General features: G+C 59.8%; 15 protein-coding genes. 7 read left to right on the forward strand and 8 right to left on the reverse strand.

Annotation, left to right across the window (positions count from 1 at the left end; all coding sequences use genetic code 11):
* Positions 1 to 48 precede the first annotated feature (48 nt).
* Positions 49 to 1749 (forward strand): acyl-CoA mutase large subunit family protein, encoded by a 1701-nt coding sequence (locus tag C453_RS06610; RefSeq protein ID WP_008323472.1) that lies wholly within the window; start codon positions 49 to 51, stop codon positions 1747 to 1749.
* Between the two features lie 151 nt (positions 1750 to 1900).
* On the forward strand, positions 1901 to 3985 hold the full coding sequence (gene acs / locus C453_RS06615) for an acetate--CoA ligase (protein WP_008323473.1): 2085 nt from the start codon (positions 1901 to 1903) through the stop codon (positions 3983 to 3985).
* A gap of 12 nt (positions 3986 to 3997) precedes the next feature.
* Here the strand turns inward: acs and C453_RS06620 are convergent, their stop codons facing one another.
* A complete protein-coding gene (locus C453_RS06620; protein WP_008323476.1) occupies positions 3998 to 4252 on the reverse strand; it encodes a hypothetical protein in 255 nt (84 codons plus the stop codon).
* Positions 4253 to 4449: 197 nt separating this feature from the next.
* On the opposite strand from C453_RS06620, the gene C453_RS06625 reads away from it, so the two are divergent.
* Positions 4450 to 6060 carry a long-chain-fatty-acid--CoA ligase gene (locus tag C453_RS06625; protein WP_008323477.1) on the forward strand — a complete coding sequence of 537 codons (1611 nt, stop codon included), beginning with the start codon at positions 4450 to 4452 and terminating at the stop codon, positions 6058 to 6060.
* 129 nt (positions 6061 to 6189) lie between these two features.
* Here C453_RS06625 and C453_RS06630 read toward each other — a convergent pair whose 3' ends face one another.
* The 6 genes from C453_RS06630 to C453_RS06655 form a co-directional block, all read right to left on the reverse strand.
* Entirely contained in the window at positions 6190 to 6591 is a 402-nt protein-coding gene (locus C453_RS06630) for a universal stress protein (protein WP_008323478.1), read from the reverse strand.
* A gap of 74 nt (positions 6592 to 6665) precedes the next feature.
* Positions 6666 to 6923: a DUF7520 family protein gene (locus tag C453_RS06635; protein ID WP_049907557.1), complete on the reverse strand. Its 258-nt coding sequence runs from the start codon at positions 6921 to 6923 to the stop codon at positions 6666 to 6668.
* Between the two features lie 357 nt (positions 6924 to 7280).
* Complete coding sequence (locus C453_RS06640) at positions 7281 to 9026, reverse strand: cbb3-type cytochrome c oxidase subunit I (RefSeq protein WP_008323480.1); 1746 nt, start codon at positions 9024 to 9026, stop codon at positions 7281 to 7283.
* A 107-nt stretch (positions 9027 to 9133) separates the two neighbouring features.
* A complete protein-coding gene (locus C453_RS06645; RefSeq protein WP_008323481.1) occupies positions 9134 to 9484 on the reverse strand; it encodes a DUF6684 family protein in 351 nt (116 codons plus the stop codon).
* Positions 9485 to 9565: 81 nt separating this feature from the next.
* Entirely contained in the window at positions 9566 to 9931 is a 366-nt protein-coding gene (locus C453_RS06650; protein WP_008323482.1) for a DUF7541 family protein, read from the reverse strand.
* A gap of 85 nt (positions 9932 to 10016) precedes the next feature.
* Positions 10017 to 10220: a VNG_1110C family protein gene (locus C453_RS06655; RefSeq protein ID WP_049907558.1), complete on the reverse strand. Its 204-nt coding sequence runs from the start codon at positions 10218 to 10220 to the stop codon at positions 10017 to 10019.
* A gap of 267 nt (positions 10221 to 10487) precedes the next feature.
* On the opposite strand from C453_RS06655, the gene C453_RS06660 reads away from it, so the two are divergent.
* Positions 10488 to 11600, forward strand: a complete 1113-nt coding sequence (locus tag C453_RS06660) for an OBG GTPase family GTP-binding protein (protein ID WP_008323484.1) — start codon at positions 10488 to 10490, stop codon at positions 11598 to 11600.
* On the forward strand, positions 11597 to 12061 hold the full coding sequence (locus C453_RS06665; RefSeq protein ID WP_008323485.1) for a TIGR04206 family protein: 465 nt from the start codon (positions 11597 to 11599) through the stop codon (positions 12059 to 12061). The genes C453_RS06660 and C453_RS06665 overlap by 4 nt, the downstream gene beginning before the upstream one ends.
* A gap of 1 nt (position 12062) precedes the next feature.
* On the opposite strand, the gene C453_RS06670 is transcribed toward C453_RS06665, so the two are convergent.
* Positions 12063 to 13505: an MATE family efflux transporter gene (locus C453_RS06670; protein ID WP_049907555.1), complete on the reverse strand. Its 1443-nt coding sequence runs from the start codon at positions 13503 to 13505 to the stop codon at positions 12063 to 12065.
* Between the two features lie 136 nt (positions 13506 to 13641).
* On the opposite strand from C453_RS06670, the gene C453_RS06675 reads away from it, so the two are divergent.
* Both C453_RS06675 and C453_RS06680 read left to right on the forward strand, forming a co-directional pair.
* Positions 13642 to 14421: a VOC family protein gene (locus C453_RS06675; RefSeq protein ID WP_049907556.1), complete on the forward strand. Its 780-nt coding sequence runs from the start codon at positions 13642 to 13644 to the stop codon at positions 14419 to 14421.
* Between the two features lie 295 nt (positions 14422 to 14716).
* Positions 14717 to 16934: ArtA-dependent S-layer glycoprotein (locus C453_RS06680; protein ID WP_449404885.1), on the forward strand; the 2218-nt coding region annotated here is incomplete at its 3' end.

Consider the following 16934-nt stretch of genomic DNA (forward strand, 5'->3'; position numbering starts at 1 on the left):
TTGTCGGATACCCGAATCCTTAATCATCGTCCATACGACTCCCTGTGTATGTACGACGACGAGGACCTCGAATCGATTCGGGAGGCTCGCGACGCGTGGGAGGAGGAGACCCGCGACCCGTTCTTGGAGAAGGGTGGCGAGCGGAAAGACCGCTTTGCGACCGTCTCGAACCACGAAGTCGACGACCTCTACACGCCCGGTGACATTGCGGACCTCGATTACGAGGAGGACCTTGGGTTCCCCGGCGAGGCACCATACACACGCGGCGTGTATCCGACGATGTACCGCGGGCGGACGTGGACGATGCGACAGTTCGCCGGGTTCGGAACCGCCACAGAGACGAACGAACGGTTCCACTATCTCATCGAGAACGGCCAGACCGGGCTCTCGACGGCGTTCGACATGCCCTCGCTGATGGGGAAGGACTCCGACGACCCGCTTTCGGACGGCGAAGTCGGAAAGGAGGGCGTCGCGGTCGACACGCTCCGCGACATGGAGATTCTCTTCGACGGCATCGACATCGGCGAAGTCACGACGTCGTTCACCATCAACCCCTCTGCACCCGTCATCTACGCGATGTACGTCGCCCTCGCCGACAACCGCGGGGTGTCTCGGGACCAAATCGGTGGGACCTTCCAGAACGACATGCTCAAGGAGTTCATCGCGCAGAAAGAGTGGGTTATCCCGCCGGAACCCTCGCTGAAACTCGTCACCGACACCGTCGAGTTCGCGGCTGAGGAAACCCCGCGAATCCGTCCTATCTCCATCTCTGGATACCACATTCGAGAGGCTGGTTCGACGGCGATTCAGGAACTCGCATTTACGCTGGCTGACGGCTTCGCCTACGTCGAGGATGCGATGGACCGCGGCCTCGACATCGACGAGTTCGCGCCGCAACTGTCTTTCTTCTTCAACTCCCACAACTCCATCTTCGAGGAAGTCGCGAAGTTCCGCGCTGCGCGGCGAATCTACCACGACGTCATGTCCGAGTGGTACGGTGCCGAAGACGAGCGCTCGAAGCAACTGAAGTTCCACACCCAGACGGCCGGGCAGTCGCTGACGGCGCAGCAACCGCTCAACAACATCGTTCGCGTGACCATTCAGGCACTCGCGGGTGTCCTCGGTGGGACGCAGTCGCTCCACACCAACAGTTTCGACGAGGCGCTGTCGCTGCCCACCGAGGAGGCAGTCACCGTCGCTCTCCGAACTCAGCAGATTATCGCCGAGGAGTCCGGTGCGGCCGACGCCATCGACCCGCTCGGCGGCAGTTTCTTCGTCGAGAAACTCACCGACGAAGTGGAAGAAGAGGCGATGGCCTACATCGAGGAAATTCGCGAGATGGGCGATGGCTCGGTTCGCGACGGCATCCTCCATGGTATCGACGAGGGGTACTTCCACCGCGAAATCAGCGACGCGTCCTACGAGTACCAGTCGCGCGTCGAAGAGGGAGAAGAAATCGTCGTCGGCGTCAACAAGTACACGTCGGACGAAGACACCCGCCCCGACGTACTGCACGTCGGCGAAGAGATACAGGACCGCCAAATCGAACGGCTCGAATCGGTCAAAGACGAGCGCGACGACGAAGCGGTCGAGGAAGCCCTCGACGAACTCAGAGACGCGGTCGAAGCTGGCGAGAACGTCATGCCCGTCCTCGTCGACGCGGTCAAAACGTACGTCACGATGGGCGAAATCATGGACGTCTTCGCCGACGAGTACGGCACGTACCGTGAGACTATCGGCGTGATGTAGCGGCTGTCTGTCACGCCACGCATACCCAGTCGAACCACTCTTCTTTTGAACGAAACCACCGACTCGAAGCGTCGTCTGCGGAAAGAAATCGCCCGGCACTGGCGACACAACATACATTTATCATGTAGAATACTGCTAGTTAGCATGTATTATGGTAGATAGTGACGAAGAGGGGGAACTCGAGGCGCGGTTGGTGGAACAAGCGGAGTTCGAACCGTCGCGGGAGTTCGTCGAGCAGGCGAACGTTTCCGACCCGAAAATCTACGACGAGTTCGAAGAGAACTGGCCGGGGTGCTGGGAGCAGGCGGCCGCGTTGCTGGACTGGGACGCCCCCTACGAGGAGGTGTTGGACGATTCGAACCCGCCGTTCTACAAGTGGTTCACAGGTGGGAAACTGAACGCCTCCTACAACTGTCTCGACCGACACGTCGAAAACGGCGACAAGAACCGGGTCGCCATCAAGNAGTGGTTCACAGGTGGGAAACTGAACGCCTCCTACAACTGTCTCGACCGACACGTCGAAAACGGCGACAAGAACCGGGTCGCCATCAAGTGGGAAGGCGAACACGGAGACACACGGACGTACACGTATCAGGACCTCCACCGCGAGGTCAACGAATTCGCGGCTTCCCTCCGCGAACTCGGCGTCGAGGAAGACGATGTCGTGACGCTCTATATGCCGATGATTCCCGAGTTGCCGATCGCGATGCTGGCGTGTGCCCGCATCGGCGCACCCCATTCGGTGGTGTTCGCCGGATTCTCGGCCGAGGCGCTTGCGACCCGGATGAACTCCGCGGACTCTCGATTCCTCGTCACCTGCGACGGCTACTACCGCCGCGGCGACCCGCTTGACCATCTCGACAAAGCGAACGAAGGACTCGACGGCGTCGACCACGGTGTCGATGCGGCGGTCGTGGTCGACCGCCTCGGCGACGACGGCTTCGGCCACGACCTCCGCGGGAATCAGCACGACTGGGGCGACCTGTTGGACGAGCACTCGGGAGACCGCGTCAACCCGGTTGAACGGGACGCCGAGGACATGCTCTTCCTGATGTACACCTCTGGAACCACGGGGCAACCGAAGGGCGTCAAGCACACGACGGGTGGCTACCTCTCGTATGCGGCGTGGACCTCGCATGCGGTGCTGGACATCGAGAAAGAAGACACCTACTGGTGTGCAGCGGACATCGGTTGGATTACTGGCCACTCCTACATCGTCTATGGACCGCTAGCACTCGGCACGACCACGGTAATGTACGAAGGCACCCCCGACTATCCGAACCGTTCGCGCCTCTGGGAACTCGTCGAGAAGTATTCCGTTGATATCTTCTACACCGCGCCGACGGCGATTCGGGCGTTCATGAAGTGGGGAACACAGTTCCCCGAGAGACACGACCTGTCGAGTCTTCGCCTGCTCGGGACGGTGGGTGAACCAATCAACCCCCGTGCGTGGAAGTGGTACTACAAGCACATCGGCAACGAGGAGTGTCCGGTCGTGGACACGTGGTGGCAGACTGAGACGGGTGGCATGATGATTACGACGCTCCCTGGCGTCGGCAACATGAAGCCTGGCTCTGCCGGACCGCCACTTCCCGGTGTCGACGCAAAGGTCGTCGATACGAGCGGTGAAGAAGTCGAGGCCGGACGCGCCGGCTACCTCACGGTCAACAAACCGTGGCCGGGGATGCTTCGGACGCTGTACAAGAACGACGAGCGATTCATCGACGAGTACTGGCGCGAGTACTCCGATACCGACAGCGACGACCCCGACGACTGGGTCTACTTCCCCGAAGACGGGGCGAAAATCGACGACGACGGCTACATCACGATTCTCGGTCGCGTCGACGACGTCATCAACGTCTCTGGACACCGCCTCGGAACGATGGAAATCGAGTCGGCAATCGTCGGCGTCGAAGGCGTCGCGGAAGCGGCCGTCGTCGGAGGTAAACACGACGTAAAAGGAGAGGCCGTCTACGCCTACGTCATCACCGAAGAGGGGCAAGCCGAAGACGACGAGATGCGCGACCGAATCGTGCAAGGCGTCGAAGACGCTATCGGACCGATTGCACGGCCAGAGCAGGTTCTGTTCACGCCAGAACTGCCGAAGACACGCTCGGGCAAAATCATGCGCCGTCTCCTCGAAGAGATTGCGAACGGCGAGGAACTCGGAGACACGACGACGCTTCGGAACCCCGAAATCGTCGAGGAAATCCAGCGCAAGGCTGACGCTCGGTAACCGGCGCAGACCTCAGAGGTCGGTCTGCTCGTTTTCTTCTATCCAAGCGGACAGCGAGGCTTCGTCACGGAAGTACAGTCGCTCGCGGACGCTGTCGCGTTCGAGGACGACCATGAGGTGTTTCTCCGAGAGGTCGATGTGTTCGCCACTGTACGCGCACGGTTCGATTCGGTCGTCGCCCGGTCGCCAGAGTCGATGCGGCGCGACGCGGACGATAGTCTCGCCGTCGCCGGCGAGAGTGAGTCCGGTGTAGTCCGACAGAGCCATACGACGGCTACAGCCTCCACGAATAAGTTATTTTCTTGTATAGTTATTGTAGAAATATAGTCTCTAGCCACGGTATTCGAGGGATATTGTCTGCTACTTATGTGAACTATCCACACGATCTAGAGCGCGGTGTATCCTACGACGTTTGGAATCACCCTGCATGTTTATCACGAATATTATTGAAGGAAATGTCACATATGGAAAAACCACTTCTCGTGACCGACTTCCTCGACCGCGCTCGTCGGTATTACGCCGACGAGGAGGCGGTCGTGGCGACGACAGGTGAACGCTTCTCCTACGCGGAACTCGGTGAGCGAGCGGACGGGTTCGCTGCTGCACTGCAGGCACGCGGTATCGAGAAAGGCGACCGAGTGGCGGTTCTGGACCCGAACACGCATTACCACCTCGAAGCGGCCTACGGGTCGATGCAGGTGGGCGCGGTCCACATGCCGCTGAACTACCGTCTCGTTCCGGCCGACTTCGAGTACATGCTGAGCGACGCCGACGTGAAGGCCATCTACGCGGATTACGCCTTCGCAGAGAAAATAGAACAGATTCGCGACGAAGTCCCGACGGAGGTGTTCATCACCAACGACACCGACGAGGTGGACGGCGATTGGCTGGACTTCGACGAGGTCGTCGCCGAGTCGACCGACTACGACCGCCCGGAGATGTCCGAAGACGAAATCATCACCATCAACTACACCTCTGGGACCACGGGAGACCCGAAGGGCGTCTGTCGAACCCACCGCGCCGAGACGCTTCACGCGTACCTCATCTCTATGCACCAGGAGATTTCGGACGACGACGTCTACCTCTGGACGCTCCCGATGTTCCACGTCAACGGGTGGGGCCACATCTACGCCATCACTGGACACGGGGCGAAACACGTCTGTACTCGCGGTGTCGAGGCGGCAGACGTTCTCGACGCGATTCGAACCGAAGACGTGTCGTATCTCTGTGCGGCACCGACCGTGCTCAACATCCTGATGAAACACTACCGCGACGAAGGCGGTGTCGAGACGACTGGGGCGAATCCAGTCCGGGCGGCGACCGCGGGTGCAGCCCCGCCAGAGGCGACGATTCGTACCGTCGAAGACGAGTTCGGCTGGCGGCTGATGCATGTCTACGGGGCGACCGAGACGGGGCCACTCATCACCACGTCAGAAGCCAAACGCTTCCTCGACGGCGATGCGGACCGATTCTCCATCAAAAAGCGACAGGGAATCGGGTATCTCGGTACCGACGTTCGCGTCGTCGACGACGACGGTGAGGACGTGCCGTGGGACGACCAGACTATCGGCGAAATCGTCGTCGCGGGCAATCAGGTGATGGACAAATACTGGAACAAGCCAGAAGAGACAGAAGAGGCGTTCACCGCACGACGAGAGGGGTACTACCACATGGGAGACCTCGCGGTTGTCGACGAGAACGGCTTCATCAGTATCCAAGACCGCAAGAAGGACATCATCATCTCCGGCGGCGAAAACATCTCCAGCATCGAATTGGAGGACACGCTTTTCGACCACGAGCAGGTGTCTGACGTCGCAGTTATCCCGGTCCCGTCCGACGAGTGGGGTGAGTCGCCAAAGGCGTTTGTTGTCCCGATTAGTGGTGACCCGGACAACCCCGGTGTGACCGAGACAGCACTCATCGACTTCTGTCGAGACCGAATCGCGACTTACAAGGTGCCAAAAGAAATCGAGTTCGTCGCTGAACTTCCGAAGACCGCAACCGGGAAGATTCAGAAATACGAGCTGCGAGAACGCGAGTGGGAAGACGAGGGGCGGATGGTCGGACAAGGGTAGTCGCCCCCACGTCCCGTCAGGCGGTTTCGACGGGGGTTTCAGCGATTGTACGTCGAACCGACAGTTGGTGACTGTGTTCTAAGAACTTCCCATATCGGCGACAAACGACTCGCCGACCGCGTGTACTAGTTACGAGCGCTTCGTCTCTCCCGTCACCATGACGGGGCGGTCGGAGTTCAAGATGACCGACTGCGTGACGCTGCCGAACAGTGCTTTTCCTGCAGGAGACCGCTTTCGCCCGGCGGTGACGATGAGGTCTGCCTCTTCTTTCTCTGCGAATTCGACGATGACGTCTGCGGGGTCGCCAGAAGATTCGTTCACGTCGTAGGCGATTCCGTTGTCTTCGAGGTACTCACTCGCCTCTCTGACCGAGTGCAGTTGTGTCGCGGACGCACCGCTCGGATTGTCGGTGAAACTGTGGACGAGCGTCACCTCCTTTTCGGAAGGGTCACCCGGAAGGTTCACAACCTCCTCGACGCAGGCGAGTGCGTGTTCTGTGTCGTCGTCGACGCCGATTACGATGTGATACATACTATCACGTCCCACGGGCCGATATTAGTGTTTGTGTTGATTTTCGTCCCTCGACCCCGACACTGTCGTTCGAATTATCCGGCTACGTCGTCTATCTGGCTGGAGACGTAGACCACGAGGAGGAGTGGAAGTCCCAAAACGAGTGCGATAGTCAGTGCACCGTACGCCGCGAATCCGAGGGGAGTCGCAGGGAATGGCACGAGAAAGAGGAACTTCGGCGGTTGAAGTCCCGAGACGAACGTCCCCGTGAGAAACCCTGCGACACCGGCGACGGTGACGAGCGCCGCATACAACCCGATGACGAATCGCTGACCGCGGACGTTCGAGCTCACGTCCTCGGATGTGTAGGCGACGGAGTTAGCGGTTTTCGTTCGCTGCGGACACACCGATGCACCTTTCTTCGCACACACTAACGGTCGCGTATGTCGGACACGGACATCCTCGGCATCATCCTCGGCGGAATCGCGCTCTTGATGTTTGTCGTGGGTATTCTGCTCGTCGTCTGAGACTCGACTCGTTTTCACTGTCGTCAAATGAGCAACTGCGCTGGTCGCTGCCAGCGCCCACAGAGCGCCGTAGTCACACCCAAATCGTCGCTCGACGAGGGGTCCAGTCACCGCGTGAATTCGATAGCGACCGCTCGGGACTGAGCGGTCGAAAGAAAGAAACCGAAGTGTTCGTGTCAGCGATTACTCGTCGTCCGCGTCGGTGACGGTTTCGCCACCGTCGGTCGCGAGTTCTGCTTCTTCTTCTTCACCGCCGTCGGTGACAGCGGTCTGGAGCTTCCGTTCGAACCAGGTCCACTCCGCAGTGGTGAGGTTGTCCTCGCCGAGGTCCCACGGGTCGCCGTCTTCGACCTTGGGGCCTTCGAGCCACGACTGGACGAAGTTCCAGACGAAGATCATCTGGCCGACGAGCAGGATGAGCGCGCCGACAGTCGCGAGCTGGTGCATCGTCGCGAACTGCGGAAGGTAGGTCGCGTAGCGACGCGGCATGCCACCGTAGCCGAGGAGCACCATCACGAAGAACGTCAGGTTGGTCCCGATCATCGACAGCCAGAAGTGCCACTTACCGAGCGTGGTCTGGTACATCCGGCCGGTGTAGATGGGGAACCAGTAGTAGAGCCCAGCGAAGCCAGCGAAGGCAATCGCACCCATGACGATGTAGTGGAAGTGACCGACGACGTAGTACGTGTCGTGGAGGATGAGGTCGATCGGAATCGACGCGAGGAAGACCCCAGTGACGCCACCGATGATGAAGTTCGACACGAAGCCGATACAGAAGAGCATCGGCGTCGTGAGTCGAATATTCCCGTTCCACATCGTCGTAATCCAGTTGAACGTCTTGACTGCGCTCGGTATCGCGATAGCCAACGAGACGGCCATGAACGAGGCGCGGAGACGGGGGTCGATACCCGTCGCGAACATGTGGTGCGCCCAGACACCGAACGAGAGGACGCCGATTGCCAGCGTGGAGTACACGACGAATTTGAACCCGAAGAGGCGACGACCCGCAAAGCGGGGGAGCACGAGGCTCACGATACCCATCGGGGGCAACACGAGAATGTACACTTCGGGGTGACCGAAGAACCAGAACAAGTGTTGCCAGAGGATTGCGCCGCCATCGACCGAGAAGAACGCCGTGCCGAAGTTCCGGTCGAGAAGCAGCATCAGAATCGCGCTGCCGAGAAGCGGGAACGCGAACAGGATGAGTCCCGACTGCGTCAGGATGGTCCACGAGAAGATGTCGAGGTTCGCCCACGTGACCTTCTCGTTGCGTTCGGTGAAGATGGTCGCGATGAAGTTGATCGCACCCATCGTGGCCGAGACACCGGTGAGGTGCAGTCCGAGGAGCATCAGGTCGACACCCGCGTTCATCTGGTTCCCGGAGCCGACACCCGCCGAAAGCGGCGTGTACATCGTCCAGGCAGTCTGTGCCGGGATTATGTCCGGGATGGGGAAGAACCCGGCCCAGATGAGCAGTGCCCCCGGTGGTAAGAGCCAGAATGCGATAGCGTTGATACGCGGGAACGCCATGTCATCCGCGCCGATGAGAAGCGGAATAAAGTAGTTCGAGAACGCCGCGATGATGGGCGTCCCGAACAGGAACAACATGGTTATCCCGTGGCTGGTGAGCAACGAGTTGTAAAACGTGTTCGAGAGCAGCGTCATCGAGGGGTCAGCCAGTTCGATACGCATCGCGACGACCATCAGGCCACCCACGGCGAACGCGATGAGCGAGTAGACGCCGTAGAGCATCCCGATGTCTTTGTGGTCGACCGTTGTCAACCAGCGGATGAGTCCTGAAGGCTTCTCCTCCGAGACGTACTGCTCTTTGGTACCTCCGACGGCCCCACCACCAGCGAGAGGGGTATATGACCGCCAATCTTCGATCCGCGCGAGCCACGCGGCGACGGTGATGAGGAAGACCCCCATAAGCACCGTCAGTGCTAACTGTCCGTTAACCTCCATGGAAGTGGGTGAGGAGTGCAGGGTAATGAAAGGTTCGGGAACGCCCTGCGCTACAGGGGGTTTTAAGCCCGTTATTCAGCAGTCTCTTCCGCGTCGGCGTCGGCCGATTCTTCGAGTGCCGCTTCTGCTTTTTCCTCTTCTTCGTGCAGCGGTCCAACGCCCGGAACCGTCGCCTGTCCTGGTGGGTACACAGTGTCGGACTTCTCGGACCCCGCGATAGCTTTCCCAGAGAGGTACGTCAGCACCGCGAGCAGCACGAACGGTGCGATAAGCAGCGTGTACTGAAGCCCAGAGGCGAGCGATTCGAACCCGAACGGGTTGACGACGGCGAAGGCCACCACGAAGAACAGAATGATGGCCAACGGCACCATGTTGACCGTCAAGTCGAGGATGGTGTCCTTGTCGAACGTCTTGGTTGCCATATTGGGTCTCTCGGGGAGGCTGTTCAAATAGATTGTTGGTTTCTCGCGCGGTATCGAGTCAACTACACCTCCCGTCCTGACTCAGATTGCCTGTTTGTTGTCCCAAACGAACAGTTCGAACGCGACACCACCGACGAGGAGCAACGCGGCGGCGGCAATCGTCGCGTATCCGCGAGTAACCAGGTTGATTTCGGTGAACGCCAGCGCGCCGCCGAAGGCGAACAGAATCGCCGAGAGAACGACCAGCGAGCGTATCGTCGACTCGACGTAGCCGGACTCTTTCAGCATCCCCGCGATGCTCCCGCAGAACAACAACAGTCCCCCGACTGCGAGGGGGAAGAGACCGAACAGGAGACCGAGTTCGGAGATTGGGATGCCGAGGGCGACGAACACTGGCCATGGGCTGGCAGTGCGGTACTGGTCAGAGAGACCCGGCGCTTCGTCCATACCCGCCCCTTGGACTGTGAGATAACAAGCCCTTCGGAACTGTGATTCGAACGCCGCCGGATGCGCAAGATTCGGAGACCGGTCGTCAGGGGGTCGCAATACCACGCCGTGCAAGAAAGTCGCTGACGGCGCGAATTTCGACCGGACTCCCGATGATTCGACACATCCCGGGCGCGTGTTCGTAAATTGTGACGACGAACTCGGCTTTGATCTCCTCGCGAAGGTCTGCGAGAAGTTCGCACGGGATGAGTATCTGTGTGCTGTCACGGAACGTTCTGGGGTCCGGCATTGCCTTCATCGGCGCGTCGAATTCACCAACAATAATCGTGCCGAATATATTTGAGTGATATTGAGGCTCGCATACACACGCGAGGGCGCCAAAGATGAATATAGAGAACAGGAGTTTCGGTATGAGGAATATGGAGAACAGGCAGTACGATATGAGAACTCGCGTTGGTGACGCGAGCAATGGATGAAGAACGGGGGTTCGGGGGTGTGCTACTTCCTCGGGTCGGAAGGAAAGGGTTTTTCGACGGACGCGGCGGAACTTGTGACGATGGGACTGGAGGAAGAGATCGAAGATATCCGCGAGGAGATCGCCAACACGCCCTACAACAAGTCTACTGAGGGCCATATCGGTCGATTGAAGGCGAAGCTCGCGGAGTTGAAAGAGAAACTCGAGAACCAGAGTTCGGCGGGTGGCGGCCAAGGCTATGCAGTCGAGAAGACGGGCGACGCGACCGTCGCGCTAGTCGGGTTCCCCAGCGTCGGAAAGTCGACGCTTATCAACGCGCTCACCAACGCCGACAGCGAGACCGGCGAGTACGAGTTCACGACGCTCGACGTCAACCCGGGGATGTTGAAGTACAAAGGTGCGAACATTCAGATACTCGACGTCCCGGGTCTCATCGAAGGTGCCGCTGGCGGCCGCGGTGGCGGAAAGGAAGTTCTCTCTGTCGTCCGCACTGCCGACCTCGTCGTCTTCATGCTCTCGGTGTTCGAAATCGAGCGGTACGAACGACTCTGCGAAGAACTCTACAACAACAAGATTCGACTCGACACGACGCCACCCAATCTCTCTATCAAGAAGAAAGGGAAAGGTGGAATCAACGTCACGAAGAGCGACAGTGTCGACCTCGACGAGGACACGATAAAGGGCATCCTTCGCGAACACGGCTTCGTCAACGCCGAAGTGACGCTCCGCGGTGAGACGACGATTGACGAACTCATCGACGGCATCATGGAAAATCGCGTCTACCTGCCGTCTATCGTCGCCGTCAACAAGGCGGACCTCATCGACAAGGACTATCTCCCGACCGTCGAAGAGAACCTTCGCGACGTCGGTCTCGACCCCGACGAGGTGACGTTCATCAGCGCCGAAGCGGAGAAGGGCCTCGACTCGCTGAAAGAGGAGGTTTGGGACGCGCTCGGACTCATTCGCGTCTACATGGACAAACCTGGACGCGGTGTCGACTACGAGGAGCCACTCGTCCTCCACGAGGGCGAAAACACCATCGACGACGCCATTCAGAAACTCGGGGCCAAACTCGACGAGCGCTTCCGATTCGCCCGCGTCTCTGGACCGAGTGCGAAGCACGACGACCAGCAGGTCGGCCGCGACCACGAACTGGCCGACGAAGACGTGCTCCGCATCATCGCCCAGCGGTGACCACCCAAACCGCCGACGGCTCTTCTTCCGCTCCCGACGACTCTCGCTTCGGTCGATTCCTTCTCGTCTTCTTCGCCGGGGTCGCCCCGTGGTCAATCCAGACGTACGTGTCCGGGTCGGTTACGTTCCTCTTTGCGTGGGGGCTTTTCACACCATCACCCGTGAGTCTCACCACGATTACTGACTTCTTCTTCCGGTTCACACGTGGACTCCCAGAGTATATTCTCGTCTGGCCGCTGGGCGTCGCCTGCTATCTCGTCGCGCTTGCAGGGGTTACTTCAGGACTGCTCTTCGACCGTGAAGACGTTCGGCTTACTGTCGCTGGACTCGTCTGTGCCGGGCTTACCCAACTCGAAGTCGCGAGAGGATTTTCCGTGCAACCGGGACGAACTGCGTGGCCACTTGGGACAGTACTTCTGTGGGCCGTCGCGGGGTATCTGTACTGGTCGCGTAAACGGTGATTCAGTCGTCCGCGTGCGACTCTGGGCGGTAGTCTCGACTGACGGCTTTCCACGTTCCCGTCTGGAACCGATAGTAGTTGAGCGTCGCCGGAATCGTCGTCTCGGCGACGAACGCGAGGTAGAGTCCGACGAGACCGAGCGACGTGACGGACCCGATGTACGCAAGCGGAATTGACCCTAAGAACATCCCGACGAACTGGCTCCCGAACGTCCATCGAGTGTCTCCACTGGCGTCGAGCGGGCCTGCCGACCCGCCAGAAACACCCTGCAGAATGACGGCGAGACACGCGACGTGCACGAGGTCGACCGCGATAGGGACCGCTGAACTCGTCGGGTCGTCGACGAAGCCGAGAACGATGGGTCGTGCGAACACCGCGACGATGAGTGCGGAGACGAGGTACGTCGCCACGGCGAACCGGATGACTTCGTGCCCGTAGATTTCCGCCGTCCGTTCGTCGTCTTTCCCGAGTGCTTGTCCGACGAGACTCGACGACGCTAGTCCGAAGCCCCACCCGGGCGTGTTCATCAGCCCCCAGATACGCCGTGCGATGACGAACGCCGCGACGACGTCGGGACCGAAACTGTCGACGATGGCGAGCATCGGGAACTCTGCGACCGTCCACACTAATCCCCGTCCCATCACTGGCAGACCGATGTCGACGAGGTCACGGAGTGTGTCCGGGTCGACGAACTGGCCGAAGGGGTCGATAGTGACCGGAAACGCCCCGATGCCTGGGAGTCGTCCACGCGACAAGCCGATAGCGAATGCGCTCGTTACGACCACGTTCGAGAGGACGGTTCCCAGTGCCGCGCCGAGGACGCCCAGACCGAGTCCGAAGATGAGCACCGCGTTGATGCCGATGTTGATGACGGCCCCGCTCCCGCGCAGTGTCATCGCGGTGTAGGCGTCGTCGGCACCGACGAGGACACGGCTTCCGATAAGGTTCAGTCCCGCGAATGGAACGCCCAGTCCAACGACTTTGAGGTATTCCGCGCCGAGTCTGATAGCATCAGGCTTGTCGGTCAAAAGCGACAACAGTTCGGTCGGAAACAGCCAGAACACCGCCGTGACGGGGAGTGTCGCCACGACGGTCAAGAACGCACTCGACCGCACTGCCAGCCCTAACTCGTGCAGTGCGTCGGCCCCGTATCGTTGTGAGACGAGTGCGATAGTTCCGCCTGCGATACCGCCGCCGAGGGCGAATGCGAGTCCCCAGAACGGCCCCGCGAATCCAACACCGGTGATTGCGACGGTCCCAGATGCAAGCCCAACCATCGCAACGTCCACGGCGTTCTTCGACATGCGGGCGATGCCCGTTACGATGCGAGGCCACGCGAGGTCGGTCGTACGGACCGCTCGCTCGCGGTCGAGGAGGCCGAGCCGAGAGAGGGCAAGGCCGATACCGAGGATGAGAAGCCGCACTGGATTGGGGAGGCCAGACACGACTACGCTGTTCCAGTGGAGAGTACTTATGCGGCACGTCTTTGGGCTACACACCACCGGCTAGACACCGTGTGAACGACATTCGAAGGCTTCCGGGTCCGGTATGCTTTTCGACAGTGAGTTACACCTCTCGGGTATGTCCGGAACCCTCGACCACGTGATGCTCCGCGTCGAAGACCTCGACGAATCGCTCGACTGGTACACGACCCACCTCGATTACGAGGAGAAAGGTCGGTGGGAAGCCGAGACGTTCACCAACGTCTATCTCGGTCCGGAAGACCTTCACGAGGATGGTGCAGTCCTCGAACTTACGTACAACCACGGCGACCACACCTACGAGATGGGTGACGCGTGGGGGCACATCGCCGTTCGCGTCCCCGAGGGAGAACTCGAAGACGCCTACCAGCAACTCATGGACGAGGGCGTCGAAGACTACCGCGACCCCGAGTCGTGCGGCGGTCGCTACGCGTTCGTGAAGGACCCAGACGGCCACGAGGTCGAAATCGTCCAGCGGAATCAGGGCGCTACGTGGAGTCTCGACCACACGATGATTCGAGTCGAGGACGCCGACCAGGCACTCGGATTCTGGACGCGGAAGTTCGAGTACGAACACACCGGTCGCTGGGAGTCCGACACCTTCGCGAACTACTTCATGAAGCCGAAGGACGCCGCGGAGGAGGCGATGGCCGTCGAGCTAACGTACAACTATGACGGCCGAACCTACGAGATGGGTGACGCGTGGGGTCATCTTGCCGTCCGTGCCGACGACCTCGACGACTACTGGGAGTCGCTGATGGAACGAGAAGCCGAAGACTACCGTGACCCAGCCTCCTGTGACGACCGGTACGCCTTCACGAAGGATCCCGACGGCCACGAGATAGAGATTCTGCCGTCGGATTTCGAATCACCCGAATAATTAGTGACATCTTCACTCCGGCGTTCGGCATAAAATCATCTCTTGGTACTTATTTTCAGCTAGACAACATTATTCGTATCTGGAGTGTATTGTTACCAATAGAATACACAAAGCATTTATATGCCCCCGAGATAGGTCCGGGCGTACCCCTACCCAAGGTGATTCCAGCGAGTAACCCCGCGCCCTGACCTACCCCTGGGCGTATTCGGGACGAAAGCTGCTTCGCCGCTTGCAGAAACATCTCTAAACAATGACACGCAATAAACAGATTCGCGCAGTCCTGCTCTCTGCGCTGATGGTTCTCTCGGTCTTTGCCGGGTCCATCGCGTTCACGGGCACGGCTGTTGCTGACGCCGAAGGCGTTTCTCTGGCGACCTCTACCGTTGAAGCAGGTCCCAGTGCGTCTGTCGGTGTGAGTTCGGTTGCAGAGACTGACGGAAGCGCTAACAACTACTATGTGTGGGTTGACGAAGACGACGACGGGGCTTACGACACCTCGGAGCCTCTTGTGTCTTCTACTGACCCGACCTCGTTCTCCTCTGACCTCGATCTTTCGGATGTCAGCACGGGAACCTACAACGTCTCGGCACTCAACAGCTCTGCCGGTAGCCTCAGCGGAGGCGAGACCGCAGATGTGAACGTCTCCGACGCACTCACCGTTGAGTCGTCTGAGAAGCCGTCCGTCCTTTCGGCGATCCACTACCAGAACGGTAGCGCAAAGGCTGACGGTGAGGTCGAAGTCGCATTCAGCGAAGGCGTCACCATCAACAACATCAACCTGACCGATGGTGAAGACTTCAGCGACACGAGCGAAGACGTCAACAAGAACGGTCGCGTTGTCTTCCAGCTCAGCGACGTCTACACGCAGGACCTCGAAGTTGAGTACAACGTCTCCGACTCCTCCGGTAACACGATGACCGGCACCGAAGACGTCACCTTCGCGCCTGTCTACGTGAGCGGCACCAACAACAACACGGCCTACAAGGGCTCCACTGTTGCTGTCGTCTCGAACAACACGAACGAAGACGTTGCAGTCGAAGCGGTTGACGAAGACAACGACTACGTGTTCGACGGTTCCACCGGCACGAACAGCAAGGTCTTCCTCTTCGACACGTCCGACCGTGAACTCGACTCCTACGAGTTCGAATTCGACAGCCAGACGTCCTCCGTCGACGTCCGTGACCTCGGTCTCGAAGTCTCTGTCGACGACCTCAACATCACGGATGAAGACGCTCTCGAAGGCTCGCTCACGGCGAACGCCGACGGCCGTACCGTCGACGTCGTCGCGCTCGACGATGACGGTGACGAAGTCGACGGCGCTTCCCAGACCCTCACGCTCGACGGTCAGGGTGAAGCCAACTTCGACCTGGGCACTCTGGATGCCGGCGACTACACCGTTGAAGTGACGGACACCTTCTCCGGTGTTACCGTCGAATCCGACACGGTCTCGGTCTCGAAGGCAAAGGACTCCACGTCCAACTTCGACACCTCCGTCGTCACCGAACAGGTTGGCGACATCGCTGAAATCACCGTGACCCTCGAAGGCACGGACGAAGCCGACGTCATGATCGGCGGCGACAACCTCGGTTACACCGCGAACGCAACCGTCGAAGACGGTAACGACGACGGCGAGGTTATCCTCCTGTTCAACACGTACGACGCTGACGACGCTGACTCGTTCAGTGTCGACGACAGCGACGACGAAGTGACCATCAAGGACTCGAACATCACGACGGGCGTCACGACCACGCTCGACGCTGGTGACTACGACCTCGAAGTCTCGACGGGCGGCGACGCCGACAACGTCGGCACCCTCGTCCTCGAAGAACGCAGCACGGCGTCTCAGAAGATCTGGACGGCCCCGACGGGCGCAGACCTCACTGAGACCGAAGACGTCTACGACGCCATCGACAACGGCAACCTGACGGAATCCGACGCTGTCGCCAACGGCGACTTCGTCGTCCAGCAGATTTCCGCCACGGGTCTCGAAGGCGCATTCGACGAGTCTGACTTCGACACCCTCACGGGTTCGCAGTTCAACGTCACCGTCGAGCAGACCAACCCTGGTCCGAACCGCGATGAGAAGGTTCTGGGCATCAACAGCTCCAGCGCCACGGTCATCNTCGCTGACGGCGACAACGACACGTACTTCATCGCCTACGACCTCGACGACGTCTCGTCCTCGCGTACGGACTACTACGACAACGGCTCCAAGCAGTTCGCTGTTGAAGACGACGACGCGTTCAACGCGACGTTCACCGTCCTTGAGGACGGCGACCTCGCCGAGGACGATGAGTCCGTCTCCGCAGAGTACGAAGTTGTCGAGCCGACGCTCGACCTTGACCAGGACGAGTTCGGTGTCGCGGCTGCTGCTGAGCAGACCATCTCCGGTACGGCTTCGGTCGCACCCGGTACGTCGCTCACCATCCGCGTGAAGTCCGACGGCGACACCCAGCCGCGCTTCCTGAAGACCTCGACGGCCTACGTCCAGGCTGACGGAACGTTCTCGTCCG

The sequence above is a fragment of the Haloferax elongans ATCC BAA-1513 genome, assembly GCF_000336755.1.
Lineage (GTDB): Archaea > Halobacteriota > Halobacteria > Halobacteriales > Haloferacaceae > Haloferax > Haloferax elongans.